The organism is Paenibacillus contaminans (genome assembly GCF_003285015.1).
GTDB classification, from domain to species: domain Bacteria; phylum Bacillota; class Bacilli; order Paenibacillales; family NBRC-103111; genus Paenibacillus_V; species Paenibacillus_V contaminans.
In genome coordinates this window covers 97,098-118,918 of sequence record NZ_QMFB01000009.1, presented here as the reverse complement: position 1 = coordinate 118,918, position 21,821 = coordinate 97,098, and the positions used below count along the sequence as shown (strand labels likewise).

Sequence of the window (21,821 nt, the reverse complement as noted above, 5' to 3'; positions counted from 1 at the left end):
AACCGACAACTAGAAGACGACAGGAGAGAAAACCGATGAAAAAAACGACGATTACCGCCACTCTCGCCTTGACGATCAGCTTAATGGGCACGCAAGCTTTTGCTCAATATGATCCGAACAAAGGCCCGCACATCATTAAGGACGCTAACGGCAATCCTATCGCTCAAACGCTCAGCATGCCGATTGAGCAGCCCCCCGGTATTCAAACGCCGGTTCCGATTTCCGCCGAGCTCCCGGATCTTGCCGCAAGCGCGGAGACGATCGGCCAATGGAAGCTGCAAATAAACGGCGCTCCCGTGCAGGATGCCGGTCTATACATAGCTGAAGATAAAACGGCGATGATTCCGCTCCGTGCAGTCGCCGAAGCGCTCGGATACGAGCTCGTGTGGAAGGGCGAAACCATGTCGGTCGAGCTGTCCAAAGGAAACCAATGGACGTCCGTCACAATCGGACAAGACCGGTACTCCTTTGCCAAAATGCTCTTGGAGCTCGGCAAAGCGCCTGAGCTGAAGGACAACACGACGTACGTCCCGCTCGCGTTTGCCGCCGAAGTGCTGAAAGCGAACGTTTCCGCCTCGGAAGAAACGCTTTCCATCTCTCAGATCGACCAGCAGCCGCAGGATTCGTTCGGAGGCATGCACTGGGTTCTCGTTGTCGACGGCGAGGGAATGGGCGACCCGCGCCCGCATGTTGACGGCGATCATGTGATGATTCCGCTCAAGCCGGTAGTCGAAGCGCTGGGCTACAAATACAGCTGGAATGAGGAAACGCAAACGGCCGAAGTGTCCAAAGGAGCGCAATGGACCTCGGTTAAAGTCGGGGAAGACAGCTATTCGTTCGCCAAAATGGCGATCAAGCTCGGCAAAGCGCCGACCTTGAAGGACGGAAACCTGTTCGTGCCGCTTAGCTTTGTGGACGAGGTCCTGAAGGTTAAGCACGGCATCGACCCGACCGGCGTCGTTTCGATTTCCGGACAGCCGAAAGAGGAAGAGCCAAAAGCTTCCGCCGAGATAAAGTAATTTCTACTCTAAACCGGCGCGCGGGAACGTTCCTTTCCTGCTTGCTTTATTTGCAAATCGTTTCAGTCCGAAAAAACACACTTGCGTGAGGGATTCAAACGAGAATGTTAAAAAAACCGTGCCAAAGCCGCTGCAAGAAGCGCGATGGCACGGTTTTTTAACATGTCTAAAGGTAAATGACGCAAACTTAATCCCGCTAATGAATCGGCAGCGATATGTGGAAAGTCGTCCCCTTCTCATCGTCCGCTTCTACCCGGATATCTCCCTTGTACTGGATGAGAAGCGTCTTGGCAATCGTCAGGCCGAGGCCGGAATGGCCTTCCTTCTTCGTCGTATAGCCTGGAGCGAACATCTGCTTGCGCTGCTCTTCGGCTAGCATACACCCTTCGTTCCATACCGTAATATGAAGACTGCCGTCCTTCATCCATCCTTGCAGCTCGACATTTCGGCGTACGGGAGGCAGCGTCATGACGGCATCGAATGCATTATCGACGATATTGCCGACGATTTTCACAATATCGACCGATTTGATGCCGATCGCATCGCGGTCAAGCTCCCCGAACCGGTGCGTGAAATTGACGTATTTGCTTAACGCCACAGCGGATTTGGCTTGCACCAATGCCGCGATCGCCGGCTCGCCGATGGCCATAATATCGCTCACCTGCCGGATATCGCCGACAAGCTCCTTCGTATACCTGCGCAAGTCGTCGATTTTATTCATCTGCACAAGGGTATGAATGATTTGAACATGATTGAGAAAATCATGCCGCTGACCTTTCACCACCGTAAACAGCTGATTCACTTCTTCGATGTAGGTGTCCTGCGTCTCCCTTACCGACCGCTCCCGCAGCTTGCGAAAAACGCGTATCGCCAGCAGCACGGCCCCAAGACTTGCAAGCGTGACTAGCGCGATTTGGAGGCCGAGCGAGGCGAACTGGCCGCTCAGCTCCCGCTGCACATCGTCGTAGCTGGAAGTGATGACGAGCACATACGTATCGATCGGCTTGCCGTCCAGATCCACATAGTTTGCGCTCGGCTCGATCGCCATCGGAATGAACGATTTAAGCACCTTTTTGCCGTTTATTTTATCGATTTCCTTGACGGTTTTGCCGGTCGACGCCGCTAATCTTACGTCAATCGCATCGGTTTCCGCAGCCTGATAACGGGTTTCGCCGAACATGATCGGACGGGTTACGTTATGCTTAAGCTCTTCCCCTTTGTCCGTGACCGTCTTCAGCTCCGTTCTGCCGAAAGTCGCCGGATTGACGCCGGTTATTTCGAGCAGGCGTTTGTTGGCCGCGATCGTTTTTTGCAATATCGCTTGAATGCCGGTCGTTTCCTGGAACTCCTCGAACTTCTTATTGCTGACGAACGGATCGATAATGTAATTCGTCGAGCCGTCATAGTAATAGCCCCATTTGTTGATGTTCAGCTTCGTCGGGTCGGCGCTCGCATATTCGAACGGACCGGACCAAAAATTCGGCAGGCTTTGGCCCCAGTCGATCGTCACCTCGCGTTTGTCGAACAATTGCTGGAACGCCTGATACCACGGCACCCATTTTTTCGTCGAGAGGCCCAGCTCCCCCGGATAAGAGGACTTATAGAGGACGATATCGTCATCCGTCCGTTTCATCAAGGTGAGATGGTCGATCCCGAGCTTTCGGCTCACTTCCTCCAGCCGTTCGTTCGTAACCTTCTCCACATCCGGGTCCAGCGCATACTGCGCGCCTACGGAAGCGGTTCTTAGCTGCTCGGCGATCTGCTCTTCCAAATATTCGGCAGCCGTCCGGGAATTTTCAATCGATATTTGTATTTGGGAAGCGACCGATGCCAGCTCGCGCTCCAAGTTACGCTCCAAAGTACTTTTCGTCAGCGCGTAATGAATGACGTTGTTTGCCACGATGAGAAACAGTACGAATGAACCGGCAAACAGCAGCGTTTTGGAACGCAGCAACTTGACTACCTCCGCTTCTTGCCTTTTTGTTCATTATACGAGATTCATTCGTCAAATATCGACAACTTTTTTAAGTCCTTATTTTTCCTTCGCCGCACAAGGATAAACGCCTACCGGCGTCTATGACGCTGGCGTTTACCGGGATTTAGAGCCTCTTCCACGATATACTTTGCCGATGAATCAAAAAAAAGCCGCCCCAAGAATCATATCGATTCCGGGACAGCTCCGATTCGGTTCGTTAACCGCATTTATTTTTTACTCGTATACCACTGGTTCATCGCGTCAATTGCGGCCTTGCCGCCCTTGGCGTTGAATTCTCCGACGAATTTGTCGAACTCGTTCAGATCGCGTTTGCCCATAATGAACCTCAGCGAATTTTCCTCCACATAGTTGCGCAGCTCGGTGAACTTCGTGTCCCATGCCTCAACGAACGGCGCATAGGAGGTTTCCTCGCGGTTTTGCTTGAACGGCAGCAGCTGCTTGTAGAACGGCAGGAAGCCTTTGGCCTCGAGACGGGCATTAAAGCTCTTATCGGTATCCAGCATAAAATAAAGCGTCCGCCACGGAATCGCATTGCTCTGCTCCGCGGTTTGCACGACCTTGCCGTTCTCCACCTTGTAGTCCTCATTCTCGATGCCGAACGTAATCAGCGTATCGGTTTTGTCCTCAAGCAGGAAATTGTAATAGTCCGCGGCGCCTTCCTTGTTCTTAGCTTGTTTCGGAATGACGGCATACGTCGAGGACAGCGACTGCTCGGGAACGCCGGATTGCCCGTCTTTGCCGACGGGAGGCTCGATATAGCGGATTTTCCCCGCCGCTTTCTTCTCGGCGATCGACCGTTCGATCGTAAGCGCATCCGCCCAATACGTCACGCTGACCGCCGCCGTGCCGTTGATCATTTTATCCTTGACGTCTTTGTTGATCGCGAATTCCTGGTCGATCAGCCCTTCGTCGTACCATTTTTTCATAGTCGCCAAAAATTCCTTATATTCCGGCTGCAGCCAAGTAAATTCCAGCTTGCCGCTCTTGTCGACGGTCGTCGTCCCTACCCCGAAGGCGCCGGCAAACGGAGCGAATGCGCCGGTGAACGCACCCGGATTGGAAGCGGCGGCCGTGAGCGGAGCGATGTTCTTTTTGGCCTTGATCGTTTGCATAAACGCGTAGAGCTCGTCGAGCGTCTTCGGCTCCTGTAAGCCGAGCTCTTCCATCATATCTGTCCTGATCAGCACCCCGGCTCCGACCTTCTGAGCCACTCGGACTGGAATGCCGTACGTGACGCCGTCCAGCTTCGCCGCATCAATCTCCGCTTGCGTGAACACCTTGCCGAGGTTCGGCAGATAGCTGTCGATCAGCTTGTCGAGCGGCTCGAGCGCGCCTTGCTTGGCCAGCTTGAAGTAATCCGATTTGCCGGGTATCCATAAAATATCCGGTACCGAGCCCGACGCGAGAATGACCGATATTTTTTGCGAAACGTTATCCTTCGGCAGCGGCTCGTATTTGACGTTGTACCCTGAGCCTTCCTTGAGCAGCTTTACAAGCTTGTTGTCGTTAATATTGTCGGAGCCCTTGAACTGCTCGAGCGAGGCGTGATAAGCCCGCATGATGGACAAATCTTTATTTTTGACAGGCGCCACACTCCCTCCGCCCGGCGAAGCCGTGCCGCCGCTCTCGCCCGCTTTCTCCCCGGAGCCTCCACAGGCCGCCGTCAGCCCGAGCATGGCGGTAACCGCCGTCAATACGATCGTTCTGCTAAATTTCAAAGCCGAACCCTCCCCTTGTTTCAATTATTTATGAAGGATACGATGGCGGCCGCGATCAGCCTTTCACCGCTCCCAGCATAACCCCTCTTACGAAGTACTTCTGAATAAACGGATACACGCACAGGATCGGCACGACCGCGCATAAAATCGCAGCGGCTCGGATCGTCTCCGGCGTCACTTCGCGGAACACGTCGCTGAGCACCATATCGGCCGTTTTCTCGTCGGTCACCAATTGCAGCAGGAACATCTGCAGCGGCATCCAGCGGCGTTCCGTAATGTACATCATCGCCTGGAAGAAGCTGTTCCAATAGCCGACCGCGTAAAACATCGATACGGTGGCAAGCGCCGGTACCGATAAAGGCAAATACACCGAGCGCAAAATCCGCCAATTTGTCGCGCCGTCAATACGCGCCGATTCCTCCAGTGCATCCGGCACCGAGCTGAAAAAGTTGCGGATCAAAATCAGGTTGAACGGCGACAGGGCGACCGGCAAAATAAGCGACCACAGTGAATTGAGAAGCCCCGTTTCCTTGACGATGAGGTAAGTCGGAATCAAGCCGCCGCTGAAAAACATCGTAATGACGAAAGACAGCATCAGCAGCCTGGAATAAGGCAAGTTTTTCCGAGACAACGGGTAAGCGGCTAATACCGTCAGCGCCATACTGATTGCCGTCCCTGCAACCGCAAGGAAAATCGAATTGGTGAACGAATAATAAAACTGCTTGTTTTCGAGCACATACCGGTACGATAAAATATTGAATCCCTTCGGCCACAGTACGATTTCCTTAGCCAGGACGAAACCCTCGCTGCTGAACGATTTCGCCGCGATATGGATGAACGGCAAAACCATCGACAGCGACAGCAGCGCAAGAAGCAATACGTTGACGTACTGGAACAGCCTCTCTCCTCTTGTGCGAATCAATCGTATCCCCGCCTCTCGCTAAAATATGCCGTCTTCGCCCATTTTGCGGGCGAGCCAGTTGGCCGCTACCAGCAGCACGCAGCCGATCGCCGATTTGAACAAGCCGGCCGCAGTCGTCAGTCCGAATTGCATTTGGCCGAGCCCGACACGGAAGACGTACGTATCGATAATGTCCGCCACCTGGTACACGGTCGGATTGTACATGACGAGCACCTGCTCGAAGCCGGCGTCAAATACGTGTCCGATCCGAAGCAGCAGCAAAATGACGATCGTGGAACGGATGCCCGGCAGCGAAACATGCCAGATTTGGCGCAATCTCCCGGCTCCGTCCACTGTAGCCGCCTGAAACAGCTCATCGTTTATGCCGAGCAAGGCAGCCAGATACACGATCGCGCCCCAGCCCGCTTCCTTCCAAATGTCCGAGAAAACGAGAATCCAGCGGAACCACCTTTCGTCCGACATGAAGAAAACCGGCTGGAAGCCCAATGCTTGAATGACTTTATTCACGATGCCCGTGTTCGGGGACAGCAGATCGATGACGATTCCCCCGACGACGACCCACGAAATAAAATGCGGCACATACGTAACCGTTTGCACGATTCGCTTGAACCGCGGCAGGATCAGCTCGTTCAGCAGCAAAGCCAGCACGATCGGTGCAGGGAAGCCGAAAATTAGCTTGATCATGCTGATGATCAGCGTGTTCCGCACCACCTGCGGAAATTCGTCGAACATGAACAGCTCGCGAAAATGCTGAAGCCCGACCCAAGGGCTGTTCATGACCCCTTGAATGAGGTTGTAATCCTTGAACGCAATGATCACGCCGTACATCGGCACATATTTGAAAATAAGCAAAAACAGCAGCGCCGGCAGCGCCATCAAATATAAATCCCAGTATGCCAGCAAGGGCCATTTGCGCTTGCCGGCCGCTCGGCTCCGGGGATTCGTCCGGGCAGTCGTCGTTCTCATGCCGCTCTCCTTTCGATGTGAGACTTCCTGTAGCTCCTACTATAAAGCGTCCCGCATCGCTTTCGTATCCCGGTTGTTTGACTTTCAACGCAACTATTTTTACTTTTTGCCGGCGTTTATTTGAACATGTCGCTCGGCTTGACGCCGTAGTATTTGGAGAACGCCTTGGAAAAATAATTGACGTGCCGGTAGCCGACCTGGCTCGCCGCATCGTAAACCTTGTCCCCTTTGGCAAGCAGCTCCTTCGCCCTCTCCATGCGCAAGCGAAGCACGTAGTCGGAGAACGACTGGCCCGTCAATTTTTTGAAAATACGGCTCAAATACGAATAATTGACGTACAGCTTCTCGGCGACAAGATACAAGCTCAGCTCCTCCTCGTGCAGCCGTTCCTGAATGAAACGCATCATTTCGTTCACGGTTATTTGCGTGCCGGACTGCCGGCGCCGGGCGATCGCTCCGCTGATCCGGCCGGTCATGCGCTGTAGCCACTCGCATATTTGCTCGCGGGTAAGCAGCTCGTTATACCGTTCGAAATCCTCGTAATCTTCGCCGAGCGTTTCCCGCAGCGTCCAGCCGTGCGAGTGAACGATACGCGCCAGCAGGCACATGATCCGCAGCAGCACCTCTTTCGCTTCCGTAACCGGAACGCCGGCGCCGAACCCGATTTCCATGATCCGTCCGCTCAGCTCCCTCATGCCCGGACCGTTACCCGTCTCAATGGCCATCTCCAACTCCTTCTCGAGGTCGCTCATCGCCGTCCAGGAATCCTGCACTAGCACATCGTCGCGAAAATGAATCGTCATCCCGTTGCCGAGAATGATGCGTTCCTGCAGCGCCATCCGGCTTTGCTTGTAAGCCCAAGGCACCAGCTGCTTGTCCGCCGCCGGGTGGCCGATGCCCGCGCTCGCGGTCAGCTTCAAGCAATCCTTGACCGTTTCAAGCAGCACATTGACCTGCTGTTTGACCCGCAGCTGCCACTCCTCCCCTTCATCCTGCGGCGCGCTAAAAATAGCCGTCGTCATTCCGTCGTCATCCTGCAGCGTAACGCAGTCCATATCGGCGAATACGTCGCGGGCGAGGGTGTACAGCGAAAACTGGACGAGCGGCCGGTCGTTCGCGAGGAAGCGGTCGTTCCCCTCGGGAATCGGGTCCATATCGATAACGATCGGCCACGCCTGCTTTCCTTCCAATGACAGCTGAAGGTCGCGGCTGCGCTTTTCGATATCCCACAGCGAATAACGGCCGGCCAGCCAATTTTTATAGAAAGAGACCTGCAAATGCGGAAGATGCTCCTTCCACCTTTGCTCCAGCAGCGCCAGATTGTGCTTCTCGCTCAGCTCTTGCTCGCGAAGCGTCTTCGCCTCCATGACAACCTCAAGCAGCCGTTCGTTCGCAACCGGTTTCACCAAATAATTAAACACGCCGCACTCGATGCTTTCCCGCGCGTATTCGAAGTCGTCGTACCCCGTCAGCACGATCACCTTGATTCTGGGAAACTCCTCCTTCACTTTTCCGGCCAGCTCCAGCCCGTTCATGTCCGGCATCTGGATGTCGGTGACGATGATATCCACATGCTCCTTTTGCAGGATGGTCACCGCCTCCCTGCCGCTGGCCACGGCATCTACAAGCTCGATCTGCGCGGCATTCCATTCGATCCCTTCGGCTAACCGTTCCCGTACATGATGCTCGTCCTCCACAATAAGCAGCTTCATGCTTTCCCTTCCTTTCGCAGCGGCAAAATCATCGTTACCCGGGTGCCCTCCCCATAGCTGCTGTCCACCCGCAGATCCGCTTCGTCTCCGTAATATAGCTTGATACGCGCTTTTACATTTTTTAAACCGAAAAATCGGCTGAACGGCTTCTCCTGGGAGATGCGATACGACTTGCTCGTAATGCCTTCCAATTCCTCCCGGAGCTCTCCCAGAACGGACTCCTCCATTCCGATCCCCGTATCCTCGACCTCGAGATGCAGCCTGCCGGCTTCGAGCCAAGAGCGGATGCTTAAGTCGCCGCCATAAAGGCTTTTGCCGAGCCCGTGTACGATCGCATTCTCGACGATGGGTTGTAAGATAAGCTTCAGCAATGGAATTTGCTTCGTATCCTCCTCCAGCTCGATATCTACCGCAAAATGATCCGTGCGGATCTGCTGCACCCGAATGTAGTACATCAGATGCTGCACCGTCTCCTCGAGGGTGAACGACTCGCGCCCCTTGCCCAAGCTGACCCGAAAAAACTGCGCCAGGTTGATCACCATCTCGCTGATTTCGCCGATCCGGTTTTTGGTCGCCACCGAATAGATCGAATCGAGCGTGTTGTACAGAAAATGCGGGTTGATCTGCGACTGCAGCAGGCTGAATTCCGAGCGCGCCAGCCGCAGCTCCTTTTCGTAGTCGTCCTCGATCAGCTTGCGCTGCGCATCCGCCATCCGGTTGAACGCATTCATCAGGTAGCCGAATTCGTCCTTGCGGCGATGGCCGATCTGCGCGTTCAGATTGCCTCCGCTGAACTGGTTGATCGCACGCAGCATTTGGTGCAGCGGCCGGGCGATGCTGACGTAGACGAGCGAAGCGATCCAGACGGCGAGCAGCGCGCTGACGGCGATGATCCAAGAGGTCAGCTTCTGCAGCTTGCGCGGCTGATGGAACAGCTCCGCCTTCGGCTGCTCCATGGCGATCGACCAGGAGCCGCTCTCCGCCTTGATCGAAATCATCTCGTCGCTCCGCTCGAAATCCGGATTGCTCTTCAGGACGAAGTCGCCGTTATAGTAAAGGGAAATGTCGGTATTGGGCGACGTCTGCAGATGCTGCACGATTTTGCGGAGCGACGACTTATCCACCACAAGGATCATTGCATTCGGTTCGTCATTGTTGCCGAAGACGTCAAGCAGCCGGGCATAATAAATATCGTTTTCGTTCAAATATTGCGAGTCGCCTTCGTTCGCGGGCGTCGGCACGTACACGACGAGTCCGCCTCCCGCGTCGATCGTTTGACGGAACCACGACTCCTCCTGCACGTTCGGCCATTTGATGCCGCCGCTTAGCGTCGAAACGCCGTTGCCGCTCGCCCCATGCACAATGAACGCTTCTTTAACCGCCCCGTTCACATTGGTCAGCGCCGACAGTTGCCGCTGGACGGTATAAATATCGAACAGAAGATCGCGGCTGAGCGGATCCCGAATGTTCCGCCAAACGTCGACCAACGCCGGATTGGAGCCGATCAGCAGCGTTTGCTGATCCATGTTTTTGGTCAGCTGATCGACGTACTCGAGCGTCGTCAGCAGCGCCCCCCGCGTCCTCTCGGTCGTCTGATCGTACACCATGCGCTGCGAATAATAATTCGAGAAGAGGCTCACTCCGACGAGCGGAAGCAAAATAAACAGAAAGGTCAACGTAAGCTTGAACTGAATGGAGTGCCGGCGCAGCGTATTTTTCATAAAACCTCCTTGCCAATAAGAATTCTTGCCTATAGTATTCGCGGAACGCAGACAAGCTTCCGGGTTACGGAAGCTTGAACAATTTTCTTGCGTTTTCGCTGAAAATTTTACGTTTTTTATCAATCGGCAGACGCGTCAATATTTTGAACGGATCGTCAAAGTCCCAATGCGGATAATCGCTGGAAAACAGCAGCATATTTTCGGCGTCGAACATCTCGAATATCGACATCAAATGCTTCGGATCGTCCGGCTCCTCGATCGGCTGCGTCGTCAAATAAATATGATCCCGCACGTATTCGCTCGGCAGCCGCTTCAGCCACGGGACGGACATGCGCAGCGCCTTGAAATTTTTGTCCAGCCGCCACAGAAGCGGTGGAAGCCAGCCGACGCCGCCTTCGCTAAGCACGACCTTGAACCCGGGATATTTCTCGAATACCCCTTCGCACACGAGGCTGACTAAATGCGCCATATACGTTTGCGGGAGGCACGTATGCCATTCCAAATAATTGGAGACATAGCCTACTGCGGTCGGCGGATTGAAAATGCCCGAGCCTTCCGCGCCGGGGTGAATGACCAGAGGCAGTCCATGCCGCTCGCACGCCTCGTAGATCGGATGAAACATGCGCTGGCCGTAAGGCGCCCTGGAGCCGCCGATAACGGAGACGCCGACGATGTCGGGATGCGGACCGATCCGGTCGATCTCCCGTACGGCTTGCTGCGGATCCTGCGTGGCGATGCACATAAAGCCTTTGAATTTCGGGCTTTTGGGCAGCCATTCCGCAATCAGGTAGTCGTTGTACGCCCGGCAAACCGCCGCCGCATAATCCGCATCGGCGAAGGCCGATACGCCGATAATCGAGTCGGAGCACAGCAGGGCGTAGTCCATGCCGTAAGGCTCGACCAGGTGCTTAAGCATGTAATCCGGATCCGAGCCGACAGGCAGGCCGCTCGGCGGATTCGCATCCTTGCGTTTGTTGCCGATCGGAGTAATATACGGCAAACCGCCTCCGCGCAGCGCCGCTTGGCTCTTCCAGGTCTGATCCAAATAAGGGAACAGATCGTCGCCGCTGTGGAATTGATTGTGCACGTCGCAATCGATCACCCGTAAAGCTTCTTCTTTTGTATCCGTCATCTTGTCGCCCTCCTCATGATCCCAGCTCGATGCAGACTTGATTATCGACAACCAACACCGAATATTTGCGCACCCGCACGCGTTCGCTGAACAGCGACTTGCCCGTCTTCAGATCGAATTCCCAGCCGTGCCACGGACACCGCAAAATTTCCTGATCGCGCCCGTAATTGAATTCATACACCCGGGATTCCAGCGTCGTCCCGCAAACCGGACCTTTGCAAAGCTCCGCCCCCTGATGAGGACAATAATTATGAACGGCGTAATACTCGCCCTTGACGTTATATACGCCGATCGAACGTCCTTGCACTTCGAACACTTTGGACGATCCCGCCGGCAATTCCTCAACGGCCGCAACCGGATACAGCGCCACCGTACATCCCTCCCGCTCCTTCATGTTATAATCATGTATAATACTAACCAAAAATGTAAATGGAGCTGCGCATCATGCTGAATCTGCATTCGGTCGTATTCGACGACATGCACCCGAACTGGCACAAAAATGAAGCGCCTACCGAAACCGATATTTTGCTTCTGGTCATACGCGGCAAATTGACTTATTACCTGAACGGCGACGCGGTGCCGCTGGAAAAGGGCGACATGCTCTTCATCCCGTACGGCATGCTGCGTTCCGGCGTCAATGACCCGCACGGCCCGCACCAGAAATATTCCGCGCATTTCCGTATCGACCGGCCGGAGCAGTTTCCGCTCCCCGATCCCAATGTTCTGCACAAGGTGAGGACGCGCAGCCTCGATTATTTGCGGCAGCGGTTCGCCATCCTGTCGCAGCATTGGTTCGGCCATATGCCGCATTTTCAGACGATCTGCCAAGGCATCGTCATCGAGCTGTTCGGCCACATGGCACGGGAGAGCGAAATGGAGCGTTTCTCCTCCGCCAAGCTGCGGCTTGTCAAAGAAGTTCAGGAATATATCATCGACCATTACCGCGAACCGGTTCGTTTGGACGAGTTGGCCGACAAGCTCGACCGGTCGCCCAACTACATTACCCAAACCTATAAAGAAGTGACCGGCCTGACCCCGATCTCTTATATGCATCATCTGCGGGTGCAGACCGCCCGCGAGTTGATCCTCACGACGCGGATGACGATCGGCGAAGCGTCGGACTATCTCGGGTACAGCGACCAGGCGTACTTCAACCGCATATTCAAAAAGCTGATGGGCTACCCGCCGTCGACGATGCTCCGCGAGAAGGGCATGATTATACGTTGACGGCGAGCGCACGAGGAGCGTCCTTGACGGCTCGGCGACGGACGCGGCTGTGCTTCGCGAGGAAAGCTTAATGGCCGGGTTGGCGATGGTGGCGATGCTCCGGGAGAAGCGCCCATGACAGCCCGTCGACGACGCCGGCGTTGCTTCGCGATATGCGCATGCTTATCCGTCGATGCCGTTGACGCTCCCGCTAGCGGACAACGCCGCGATTTCCTCGCCGCTTAGCGCCTCGCGGAAGACCGCCAAACCGCCTATCGCCCCGGCGTAAAAGTTGCCCATTTCCCCTGCCCGGTGCACGGCGGCGACGGTGAAGTCGGCTCCTTCCGGGCCACCGTCGTACAAGCCTGCGTCGTATGGATACGGGTTATACGAACCCCTCTTATCCAGCCGGCCGTTCACATACACCTTGGCGTACAAGCCGTCGTAAGTGAAGGCGAGCGCGACCCATTCTTCCTTCGGCACTGGCGTCGAGCCGATCGCCGTCGTCATGCAGTACTTGTACCCAGGCGTCGGCCCCCCGACGGAGGATACGTGGCCGCAAACCTGGTCCGCGCTTTCCCAAATACGCAGGTCGAGGAACATGCAGTATTGGCGTTTGCTTTCCGTTTCGTTCCAAATGCCCGCAACCGCCTGGCAGCCGCTATTCTCGCGGCCCTCCCGCTTCACCCAAACGATCATCGTGAGCTCCGCCTCGCTGCCGTGAAAGTCGAGCTCCGGACATTGCGCACGCGGCAAATTCCACCATTGGCCGAAGGCCACCTGGGCCGCATACGGTCCGAACGGACCGCCCTGAATACGCTCGATCCGTCCGGCCATTTCCTTCAGCCTGTACGGATGAGGCCCTTTCGCTACCCGGTCCGCTCCCGCCTCCTCCTGGAAATCCCAGAAGGAAACGAGCGCGGGATGATTGATAATGGTCAAGGCATGCGGATGCATGGCTCGCCCTCCTTTACCTCGATTATGCTCAATTGCCCATGTACCCGTATGCGGCATAACGACACCGCCATGCAATGCCGCAACGCGCGCCGGAAGAAGCGCGTATTGGGATAGCGGCTAGTCAATCAACGCATAGGTTGCTGTCGACAACGCTTTTTCCGTTTGGACGATTCTATATCATTCATTTCGAGCAGCGCTCCTTACAAATTGTACAATTCCTTCGCATTTTGATAAAAAATGCGCCGCCGCGATTCCTCCGGCAGCCGCCGCAAAATATGCGTCGGATCGTCGAAATCCCAGTGCGGGTAGTCGCTGGAGAAGAGCAGCATGCGTTCGGCGTCGATCATATCGAATATTTGCTTCAGCTGCTCGAAATCCTCGGGCTCCTCAATCGGCTGTGTCGTAAGGAAGCAATTTTCACGAATATATTCGCTCGGCATTTTTTTCAGCCAGGGCACCGTCCAGCGCAGCGCTTTGTAGTTTTTGTCCAAGCGCCACATCAAGTGCGGCAGCCAGGCGACGCCACCCTCCACGAGCACGAAACGAAGACGCGGAAATTTCTCGAAGACGCCCTCGCAGACCAAGCTGATCAGATGCGCCATAAAATTTTGCGACAGCGACGTATGCCACTGCAGGTAGTTGGTCGGATAGCCTGCGGCCGTAGGGGGAGCGGAAATACCGCCCCCTTCCGACCCCGGATGGATGCCTATGGGCAATCCGTGCCGCTCGGCCGCTTCGTAGATCGGATGGTAGAAGCGGTTGCCGTAAGGAATCGGCGAGGCGCTGGCCAGCATGATTTCCACAATATCCGGGTGCGGTCCGATACGGTCGATTTCGCGAACCGCTTGCTGCGGGTCCTGGACCGGCACGATCATCGCCCCCTTGAAGCTCGGGTGGCGCGGCAGCCATTCCGCGATCAAATAATCGTTGTACGCTGAAGCGACGGCGGCCGCGTAGTCGGGATCCGGATGCACGTTGACCGCATACAGCCCCCCGGTCAGAATGGCGTATTCCATGTTGTACGGCTTGACCAGCTGCTCGACAAGATAGTCCGGGTCGGATGCGGCGATACCGCCTCCCGGAGGTACCGCATCCTTGCGCATTACCCCGATCGGCGACGAATACGTGCCGGGCATATGCACGCCGAAGCTGGCGATCATGCTTTTCCAGGGCTCCTTCAAATAGGGAACCAAATCCGCGCTGCTCCTTAGCATGTTATGCACGTCGCAGTCGATCACTTTCATCGGTGCTGCCATGTTTATCCCCTCCTGCTTGCTTTTTTAACTATCTTTAGTGTAAGACGCCGGAAGGGAAAATGGCGATATACAAAACCACTTTCTTTTGTACGATTCTATGTTTTCTTCAATGCGAATGTTACTTGCTCAAACAGAGGAGTGAAACCGTATGCGGCTGAGGAGGGGATGATTGTCTCGCACGGATCAACACGACGGAGAAGTTGGGGGGCTAACTGCATTCCTACGGTTATTGAGCGTTTTTCTGCTGTTTTAGGAATTAATTGGACTTTCAAGGCTGTCGAATCATTCAGGATACATTCTACGCCCCGCTTAACCCGCCGAATTTAGCTGTTTAGAGCGATTTACTTCTCGGAATTTGGGGTTTACTATACAATACTTATCGATCTGAGAGGCTTTGAGGGGTGGCTTCAAAAATCGTCCGCATTTAATCGATAGTCTCTTTTCTAAAACTATTTAAGTAATGTTATACCGTTTTTAGAAACTAACTGGATTTCGTCCAGTTAGTTAAGCGCCTTTCCACCATGTTTAGGAACTAACTGGATTTCCTCCAGTTATTTAAGCACTTTTCGACTATTTTTAGAAATTAGCTGGATTTCCTCCAGTTAGTTCAAGAGAAAACCCTTATAATGGGCCAATCGTCGATTTTTAACTGGAGTTTTTCTAGTTATTTCTCCGAAATTGCGATTTTCCCCATAAATAACTGGAGGTTTTCCAGTTAGCAGCCAATCAAGCTCAGAACTATGGCTTGTTGAAGACACAGTTATGGAAGCAAACACTTGATATCGCGCATGAAATCTTTACGTTATGCGTCGACCGTGCGCTTATGAGTCTATCCGACAGATTGAAATTTGCGAATATGTATTCAAAGTTGTTGCTTTCATAAAGGTGCATCGACCAAAAAAACGAAGCGATTTCGCCGTAATGGCGGCAATCGCTTCGCCTCATCATTTTTGAATGCTACTTTCTTCGGCCATAGGAAACTATCACAATGCCCAGCAGACCGGACCCGCCTACCCTTTCACCGAGCCGATCATCGTGCCTTTCTCAAAATACCGGAGCAGGAACGGATACAGCACCAGCACCGGAAACGCGGAAACGATCACCGCCGCCATCTTCAAACTTTCCGGCGCGGGCGGCACTTCGTTCACGGCCGTCGTAAACGGATCGAGCCGATTCTCGATGAGAATTTGGCGGACGATCTGCTGAAGGACGAATTTCGTTTGATCGGTCACGTAAAGCAAGTTGTCCATAAAGGCGTTGATGTGATAAACGAGCGACCAGAGGCCGATCGTTACCAATACAGGCATCGACAGCGGCAGTATAATCCGGGTGAGGATGCGCAGATCGCGCGCGCCGTCGATCCGGGCCGCCTCGATCAGCGCGTCCGGCACCGAACGGAAGAACGAGATCATGACCAGCACCTGAAACGCGTTAGCCGCCTGCGGCAGCACGTATACCCAGCGCGTATTGAGCAGATGCAGCTCCTTCATGAGGAGATAATTCGGCACGATCCCTCCGTCGAATATCATCGTAAACAGCAGCAGCATCACGAGCACCCGCTTCCATGGAAACTCCCTGCGGGACAGCGGGTAGGCGGCGCATATGGTGACGATCAGCGTCAAAAGCGTCCCGACAACCATGCGAAACAGCGTATTCCCGTACCCCGTCCATATAAACGGATAGGTCAGCAGCTCCCGATAAGGAACGAAGGTAGGCTGCCTCGGAATCCAATGGAAACCGTTGCGCAGCGCCTCCCCCCTGCCGCTAAGCGATACCGAAAATACGTGGATGAACGGGTAGACGACAATAATCGCGAGTACGCCCAGTACAATATAAATCAAGCTGACTGTCAGCTTATCCTGCCAATTTCCGGTTCTCATGCTGCGAATCCTCCTACCATAAACCGCTCTCCCCGCGGCTCAGCCTCCGTACCGTAAAGTTCGCTCCCAGGATCAGCAGCAGCCCTACCAGCGATTTGAACAAGCCGATCGCAGCGGTATAGCTGTACTGGAATTGCTGAAGACCGACGCGGTACACGTAAGTGTCGATCACATCTCCGGTTTCGTAGGTGACGGGATTGAGCAAGTTGATGATCTGTTCGAAATTTGCGCTCAAAAAGCCGCCGAGGCTGAGAATGAACATAATCGCAACCGTCGGCATAATCGACGGGATATTGATGTGAACGATGCGCTGCCAGCGGTTCGCTCCGTCGATTTTCGCCGACTCGTGAAGCTCCGGGTGAATGCCCGACAGCGCGGCGAAATAGATGATCGACCCCCACCCGATATCCTTCAGAATGGCCGAACCGACGACGATCGAGCGAAAATACTCCTTCTGCCCCATATAAAAAACCGGCTTTCCTCCGAACCACCCGACGATTTCGGCCACGACGCCCGTCGTCGGCGACAGGAAGTAGATGACGAGACCCGACATAATGACCCACGAGACAAAATGCGGCAAATACATCGTCGTTTGGATAAAGCGCTGAAAAAAGCGGGACCGGACCTCGTTCAGCAGCAGCGCAAGCAGGATCGGGGCCGGGAAGGCGAACAGCAGCAAATACAGGTTCAGCAGCAGCGTATTTTTCAGTAAACGGTAAAAATCGGCTGTTTGAAACAAGGTTTCAAAATGCTTCAATCCGACCCACGGACTTCCCCAGATGCCGTCGGCAATGCGAAAATCTTTGAAGGCGATCATCACCCCGTAGATCGGGCCGTACTTAAACACAAGGAAAAAGGCAAACGCAAACAAATAGAGCGCAAACAGCTCCCGATGCCTCATGATAGTCTTCATTCCACTCCGCACATCCTCAAGCCGGATTCGATCCGCCCCCTCTCGGGCAGAGGCAGGCCGCCTCTGCCCCGGGAGCGTGGAATCGCTTCGCAAGCCGATTATTTTTTAAACTGCTTCTGATACATCTCGTTCGCTTCTTTAGTCAGCTCGTCTCCGCCTTTCGCTTTCCATTCCGTCACATATTTATCGAAATCGCTGAGCGGAATTTCCCCGCTGATGAATTGGGCGAAATACCTTTGCGTTAGCGCCGTTAAATCCTTCTTATATTTGCCGTCCGACGGCAGCGCCGCGAACAGCAGCGCATCGGTCCAGTTCGGTGCGGACGAGTACGTGCGAACGGCTTCGTTCAGCTTCGGATTCGAATATTTGTCGCGGTAGCTGCGCGTCGTAATATTACCCATCGAGAACAAGCGTGCGCCGATCGCATCGCGCTGCTCCTGCTTCTCGAAGCCGGTCAGAAACTTGGTCGCGCCTGAGGACGCTCCGCTGACCGCAAAGTCCCAATGCGTCCCTTTCACGCCCATGCTCGTCATATTGATCGTCTCTTCGTCGCTGCTCTCCGCCCGCAAAATTTCGAAAATTTTGTTCATCTTCGCGGGGTCGTCCTTCACCTTGCTGCCGAACACGACATAATTGCTCTTGATTCCCCAATCCCAGCTCCCGCTGCCGCCGGGGCCTTTCGGATTTTTGCCGAGCTCGAGCTTGGCGTTAGGGTTGATGTCCTTCATGGCGACGATCGTCGCCCCGTCGGCAAGCGCGGCTTTGCCGATCTGCTCCTCAATGACGCCGATCCGGCCGTTATAGAGCTTTTTGCGGTACGAATCCTGCGTATCGGTAATAAACTCGGGATCGATGACGCCGTCGGAATACCATTGGCGCAGCTTCGCGAGAGCGTCCTTCGCCTCCGGCATGACGGACCCGTTGACGATTTGTCCGTTCTTCTCCTGCCACATGGTGGGCTCGACGCCGAATGCGCCGAATATCGAATAAAAGCCGGAAGACCAGGTCGACGTCGCCGTACCGGTCAAGCCGTACGTGTCGTTTTTGCCGTTTCCGTCCGGATCGTTCTTGGCGAAGGCGTAAACGGCTTTCTCGAACTCGTCGAGCGTCTCCGGAAGCTTCGCAATGCCGGCCTTGTCGAGCCAATCCTTGCGCCACAGCATCGTGAGATCGTAAGGCTTCAAATCGATGAACATCGGAACCGCCCACAGCTTGTCGCCGAACGTAACCGTCTGGAACAACGCCTTAGCCTGCTCGACGTCCTTATAATATTCCGGCATCTTCTCCTTTACCATGTTCGGGTCGATACTCATGAGCACCCCTTGAGCCTGGTAAGCGGATACGTTAGAGGGATCGCCGAGCATGAACAGGTCCGGTATTTCGCCGGATGCGATGCTGGCGTCGGTCACCTTGACCGGTTTGATTTTGACATTGAATTTTTGCTCCAGCCACTTCTGCACTTGCGTATCGGCAACGACAGCCGCCGCCTGAAAGTGAACCCCCCACGTAATTTCGATCGGTTTGGCCGGCTGGGCGGAACCGCTCGGCTGGCTCGTTTCGGAACTGTTCTTCTTCTCTGCGGAACATCCGCTTAATACGCCTGCCGCCATACTGGCAGCCAGGACGGCAACGCCTACGGTCTTCATTTTATTAGGCAACGCAATCTCCCCCTGCTTGGCTTGATTGAAAGACGTTCCCCGATATGCTGACCCGGCCGGGATTGGGAACGATTACATCATTTACGTTATCCTGCTGCAAGCGATTTCACAATGATTTCATTCGATTTTCGTTATGTTTTTCCCTTTTGGCGCGGATTTATGGCTATTATGTTATCCGATTTTTCGTATGTTTTTCGCGTCCCGCCTTTCCGCCCCTTCAATCTATGCTATAATTTGCGTGGTGCCGTGTCTGGTATCCGCACAACCTTGTAAACGCTATCAAACTCGAAGGAGGGTCAGGATGTCCGGTCGCCAGTTGATTCGAAACCGCTCGTTATTCGTCAAGCTATTGCTCTCCATGACGGCAATCGTCATTGTCACCGTCATCCTCATATCCTCGATCACGTACATGATTTCCGCCGATACGAACATTCAGAACTCGATCGAATACAACAAATCGATTTTGGAGCAGCAGCGGGAGCTGATTCATAAAGAACTGCACGCCATGAAAAATATCGCCTCGAGCATGATGATGACCCAGTCTTACCTTTACCACACAATTAACGACAAACTGAGCGTCGCCTCGCTGATCGATTTGTCCAGGGTTCTGGAGGAGCAGCAAAAGCTGAGTCCGTACATCGACTCCATCTATCTCGCCTACGGCAAGCTCGATCTCGTTCTAACCTCCCGTCCCGATATGAAAACGTCATCCTTGTCTTCGTTCTCCGACCGTTCGTGGCTGCCGGAGATGAGCCAAGAAACCGGGAGCCGGACGGTATGGCTCACCGATCGTTCGAGCGGTACTGCTCAGGGCAAGCTTGCCACCAGTTTAATGCAGAAAATGCCGCTCATCGGCCCGGTCGAAGGCGCCATTCTCATCAATTTGAAGCTCGACGCGCTTTTTAAAGACTATCTCGGCCATTACCGCAACAAGAAGGGAACGACGCTTGTCCTCGGACCGTTAGGCGAGCTGCTCTACAGCGAAACCGACGAAGCGGCGGCGCTGATCTCCCAGCTTGATACGGAAGCGTTGTCTTCGCCCGGCAACGGATCGTATGAAGACGATAGCCGATGGATCGTAACTTATACGACTTCCGATTTGACCGGATGGAAATTCGTCAATTTAACCGAGCGCTCCGTCCTGCTTCAGGGCCTTAACCGCATTAAAATGCTTGTGATAGCCGTTTCCGGACTTTACGTCACGGCCGCCGTCCTCTTGTCGTTTTATATATCGCAGAGGCTGTACCGCCCGCTTAAAGGCGTCCTTGCTTATATCAGCGGCTCCAACGCGGCATCCGTCCCTTCCCCCGGCGAAGGCGCCGGCCCGGAATCCGCCTCCCCGCCGGCCGCGGACGAAGCAAGCTTCATCCGGCAATCCTTCGAACGGCTCCGGCATAGCCGGGAAGCCATTCTGAGCGAGAAAGAGCGGATGGAAACGCTGCTTGGAGCAAACCGTTCGGCGATCAAGGAAAAATATTTGAGCGACCTCATCAAGGGGCGGGCGGTTTCCCCGCAGAGCGGAGAGCAAGAGAAGGATGCATCGGAGCTTCTCGGACTGAAGCTGGATTTTGCGCGGTTTGCCATCCTTACCGTAGAGTTAGAGGAGCTGGAAGAGCAGGCGCTGCTTAACGACTCGACCGGCAAGCTTCGTTTTCACCTGTTTCAATATGGCTTGATCGAAGAGTTCGGAGCCGAAATCGAAGGCGAAATTTTCGCCAGAGACGACGAACGGATCGTCATCATCCATGCCGTGCCGTCCGGACAAGACGAGCTCCCGGCCGAGCTTGCAAGAAAGCTTCAGCTGCATATGGAGAGCCGTTACGGGATAACCGCGACGATCGGCATCAGCCGCATCAGCTCCGGCGTGCAGTCGGTCCAGTCGGCCTATGAGGAGTCGATTGAGGCGCTCAGCCTCAAAATGTATGTCGGCAAGGGCGAAATCGTGCCCTATGCGATCGTCAGCAGCTGGAAACAGGATGAGCAGACCTACTTTTATCCGTACGAGCTGGAGACGAAGCTGCTTCAAGCGCTGCTGCAGCTGAACGAGGAGGAATGCGCGGCGATCATCGGCCGGATCACGCAGGAGGTGACCGCACGCAAGCTGGGGAAAGCAAACGTTCAGCAGCTCTTCTTTCAGCTAAGCGGGGAGATCGTGAAAACGCTTGTTCAAACCGGGGGCGATATGACCATCGTGTTCGGCGACCGGCCGTTCGTACTGTCCGGCATTCAGACGCTTCGCGATATGGAGACGCGTTTGCTGGAGATGTGCGCCCAAATTATCGAGCACAACCGGGAGAAGCGGCTGAAGCTGAACGACGTTACGCTGCAGCTCGCAACCGAGTTTATGGACAAAAACTATAACAACAACATTACGATCGAAACGGTCGCCGAGCACGTGCAGCGCAGCACGTCCTTCTTGAGCCGCATCTTCAAGGAAGCGACGGGCACGACGATCAACGACCATTTGATTCATCTTCGGATCAAAAGGGCCTGCGAGCTGCTGCGGCAGCCGAAATATTCGCTGGAGGACATTTGCCGCGAGATCGGTTATTCCAACGTCAGCTACTTCAACAAGCTGTTCAAATCGCGCACGGGGCATACGCCGGGGCAATACCGGCTGCTGCAGTCGGCGGACCGGATCGCGGAGGCAAGCCGGGAGGAACCGGAATCGATGTAACGAGGATAAACGCTTCTGAAGAAAGCGACTTCGTAAGCAGCCCGTTTACCGTTGTAATATAAGCGAAAAAACCGGCCAATCCTTCTGA

The 21,821-nt window shown here is 54.5% G+C and carries 16 protein-coding genes; 3 read left to right on the top strand and 13 right to left on the bottom strand.

Annotated features, from left to right (window positions below):
* The first annotated feature begins 35 nt into the window (after positions 1 to 35).
* The gene (locus DQG23_RS16795; RefSeq protein WP_113032024.1) at positions 36 to 1,019 is read left to right on the top strand and encodes a copper amine oxidase N-terminal domain-containing protein; all 984 of its coding nucleotides are present in this window, start codon (positions 36 to 38) and stop codon (positions 1,017 to 1,019) included.
* A gap of 196 nt (positions 1,020 to 1,215) precedes the next feature.
* On the opposite strand, the gene DQG23_RS16790 is transcribed toward DQG23_RS16795, so the two are convergent.
* The 8 genes from DQG23_RS16790 to DQG23_RS16755 all read right to left on the bottom strand — a co-directional run bounded on the left by DQG23_RS16790 (position 1,216) and on the right by DQG23_RS16755 (position 11,556).
* Positions 1,216 to 2,973: a sensor histidine kinase gene (locus DQG23_RS16790; protein WP_113032023.1), complete on the bottom strand. Its 1,758-nt coding sequence runs from the start codon at positions 2,971 to 2,973 to the stop codon at positions 1,216 to 1,218.
* 248 nt (positions 2,974 to 3,221) lie between these two features.
* Positions 3,222 to 4,733 carry an extracellular solute-binding protein gene (locus DQG23_RS16785; protein WP_113032022.1) on the bottom strand — a complete coding sequence of 504 codons (1,512 nt, stop codon included), beginning with the start codon at positions 4,731 to 4,733 and terminating at the stop codon, positions 3,222 to 3,224.
* Positions 4,734 to 4,788: 55 nt separating this feature from the next.
* Positions 4,789 to 5,655 carry a carbohydrate ABC transporter permease gene (locus DQG23_RS16780; protein WP_113032021.1) on the bottom strand — a complete coding sequence of 289 codons (867 nt, stop codon included), beginning with the start codon at positions 5,653 to 5,655 and terminating at the stop codon, positions 4,789 to 4,791.
* An 18-nt stretch (positions 5,656 to 5,673) separates the two neighbouring features.
* On the bottom strand, positions 5,674 to 6,621 hold the full coding sequence (locus tag DQG23_RS16775) for an ABC transporter permease (protein ID WP_113032020.1): 948 nt from the start codon (positions 6,619 to 6,621) through the stop codon (positions 5,674 to 5,676).
* A 116-nt stretch (positions 6,622 to 6,737) separates the two neighbouring features.
* The gene (locus DQG23_RS16770; RefSeq protein ID WP_113032019.1) at positions 6,738 to 8,333 is read right to left on the bottom strand and encodes a response regulator; all 1,596 of its coding nucleotides are present in this window, start codon (positions 8,331 to 8,333) and stop codon (positions 6,738 to 6,740) included.
* Positions 8,330 to 10,054 (bottom strand): sensor histidine kinase, encoded by a 1,725-nt coding sequence (locus DQG23_RS16765; protein ID WP_113032018.1) that lies wholly within the window; start codon positions 10,052 to 10,054, stop codon positions 8,330 to 8,332. The genes DQG23_RS16770 and DQG23_RS16765 overlap by 4 nt, the downstream gene beginning before the upstream one ends.
* 64 nt (positions 10,055 to 10,118) lie before the next feature.
* Positions 10,119 to 11,186: an amidohydrolase family protein gene (locus DQG23_RS16760; RefSeq protein WP_113032017.1), complete on the bottom strand. Its 1,068-nt coding sequence runs from the start codon at positions 11,184 to 11,186 to the stop codon at positions 10,119 to 10,121.
* 13 nt (positions 11,187 to 11,199) lie between these two features.
* Complete coding sequence (locus DQG23_RS16755; RefSeq protein WP_113032016.1) at positions 11,200 to 11,556, bottom strand: Rieske (2Fe-2S) protein; 357 nt, start codon at positions 11,554 to 11,556, stop codon at positions 11,200 to 11,202.
* A 74-nt stretch (positions 11,557 to 11,630) separates the two neighbouring features.
* Between DQG23_RS16755 and DQG23_RS16750 the strand changes: the two genes are divergently transcribed.
* Entirely contained in the window at positions 11,631 to 12,413 is a 783-nt protein-coding gene (locus tag DQG23_RS16750) for an AraC family transcriptional regulator (RefSeq protein ID WP_158560559.1), read from the top strand.
* 162 nt (positions 12,414 to 12,575) lie between these two features.
* On the opposite strand, the gene DQG23_RS16745 is transcribed toward DQG23_RS16750, so the two are convergent.
* The 5 genes from DQG23_RS16745 to DQG23_RS16725 form a co-directional block, all read right to left on the bottom strand.
* Positions 12,576 to 13,349: a LamG-like jellyroll fold domain-containing protein gene (locus DQG23_RS16745; protein WP_113032014.1), complete on the bottom strand. Its 774-nt coding sequence runs from the start codon at positions 13,347 to 13,349 to the stop codon at positions 12,576 to 12,578.
* A gap of 200 nt (positions 13,350 to 13,549) precedes the next feature.
* Positions 13,550 to 14,605 (bottom strand): amidohydrolase family protein, encoded by a 1,056-nt coding sequence (locus DQG23_RS16740; protein ID WP_113032013.1) that lies wholly within the window; start codon positions 14,603 to 14,605, stop codon positions 13,550 to 13,552.
* A gap of 1,010 nt (positions 14,606 to 15,615) precedes the next feature.
* Entirely contained in the window at positions 15,616 to 16,485 is an 870-nt protein-coding gene (locus DQG23_RS16735) for a carbohydrate ABC transporter permease (protein ID WP_113032012.1), read from the bottom strand.
* 13 nt (positions 16,486 to 16,498) lie between these two features.
* Complete coding sequence (locus DQG23_RS16730; protein WP_113032011.1) at positions 16,499 to 17,398, bottom strand: ABC transporter permease; 900 nt, start codon at positions 17,396 to 17,398, stop codon at positions 16,499 to 16,501.
* 98 nt (positions 17,399 to 17,496) lie between these two features.
* Entirely contained in the window at positions 17,497 to 19,056 is a 1,560-nt protein-coding gene (locus DQG23_RS16725; protein ID WP_113032010.1) for an extracellular solute-binding protein, read from the bottom strand.
* Between the two features lie 301 nt (positions 19,057 to 19,357).
* Between DQG23_RS16725 and DQG23_RS16720 the strand changes: the two genes are divergently transcribed.
* Positions 19,358 to 21,733: a helix-turn-helix domain-containing protein gene (locus DQG23_RS16720; RefSeq protein ID WP_158560558.1), complete on the top strand. Its 2,376-nt coding sequence runs from the start codon at positions 19,358 to 19,360 to the stop codon at positions 21,731 to 21,733.
* Positions 21,734 to 21,821: the final 88 nt, after the last annotated feature.

Bases quoted from the DNA above. Each gene is read 5' to 3' on its own strand.
- DQG23_RS16765 (WP_113032018.1), bottom strand. From the start codon at position 10,054: ATGAAAAATACGCTGCGCCGGCACTCCATTCAGTTCAAGCTTACGTTG.
- DQG23_RS16735 (WP_113032012.1), bottom strand. From the start codon at position 16,485: ATGAGAACCGGAAATTGGCAGGATAAGCTGACAGTCAGCTTGATTTAT.
- DQG23_RS16745 (WP_113032014.1), bottom strand. From the start codon at position 13,349: ATGCATCCGCATGCCTTGACCATTATCAATCATCCCGCGCTCGTTTCC.
- DQG23_RS16760 (WP_113032017.1), bottom strand. From the start codon at position 11,186: ATGACGGATACAAAAGAAGAAGCTTTACGGGTGATCGATTGCGACGTG.
- DQG23_RS16770 (WP_113032019.1), bottom strand. From the start codon at position 8,333: ATGAAGCTGCTTATTGTGGAGGACGAGCATCATGTACGGGAACGGTTA.
- DQG23_RS16795 (WP_113032024.1), top strand. From the start codon at position 36: ATGAAAAAAACGACGATTACCGCCACTCTCGCCTTGACGATCAGCTTA.
- DQG23_RS16775 (WP_113032020.1), bottom strand. From the start codon at position 6,621: ATGAGAACGACGACTGCCCGGACGAATCCCCGGAGCCGAGCGGCCGGC.
- DQG23_RS16720 (WP_158560558.1), top strand. From the start codon at position 19,358: ATGTCCGGTCGCCAGTTGATTCGAAACCGCTCGTTATTCGTCAAGCTA.
- DQG23_RS16750 (WP_158560559.1), top strand. From the start codon at position 11,631: ATGCTGAATCTGCATTCGGTCGTATTCGACGACATGCACCCGAACTGG.
- DQG23_RS16740 (WP_113032013.1), bottom strand. From the start codon at position 14,605: ATGGCAGCACCGATGAAAGTGATCGACTGCGACGTGCATAACATGCTA.
- DQG23_RS16730 (WP_113032011.1), bottom strand. From the start codon at position 17,398: ATGAAGACTATCATGAGGCATCGGGAGCTGTTTGCGCTCTATTTGTTT.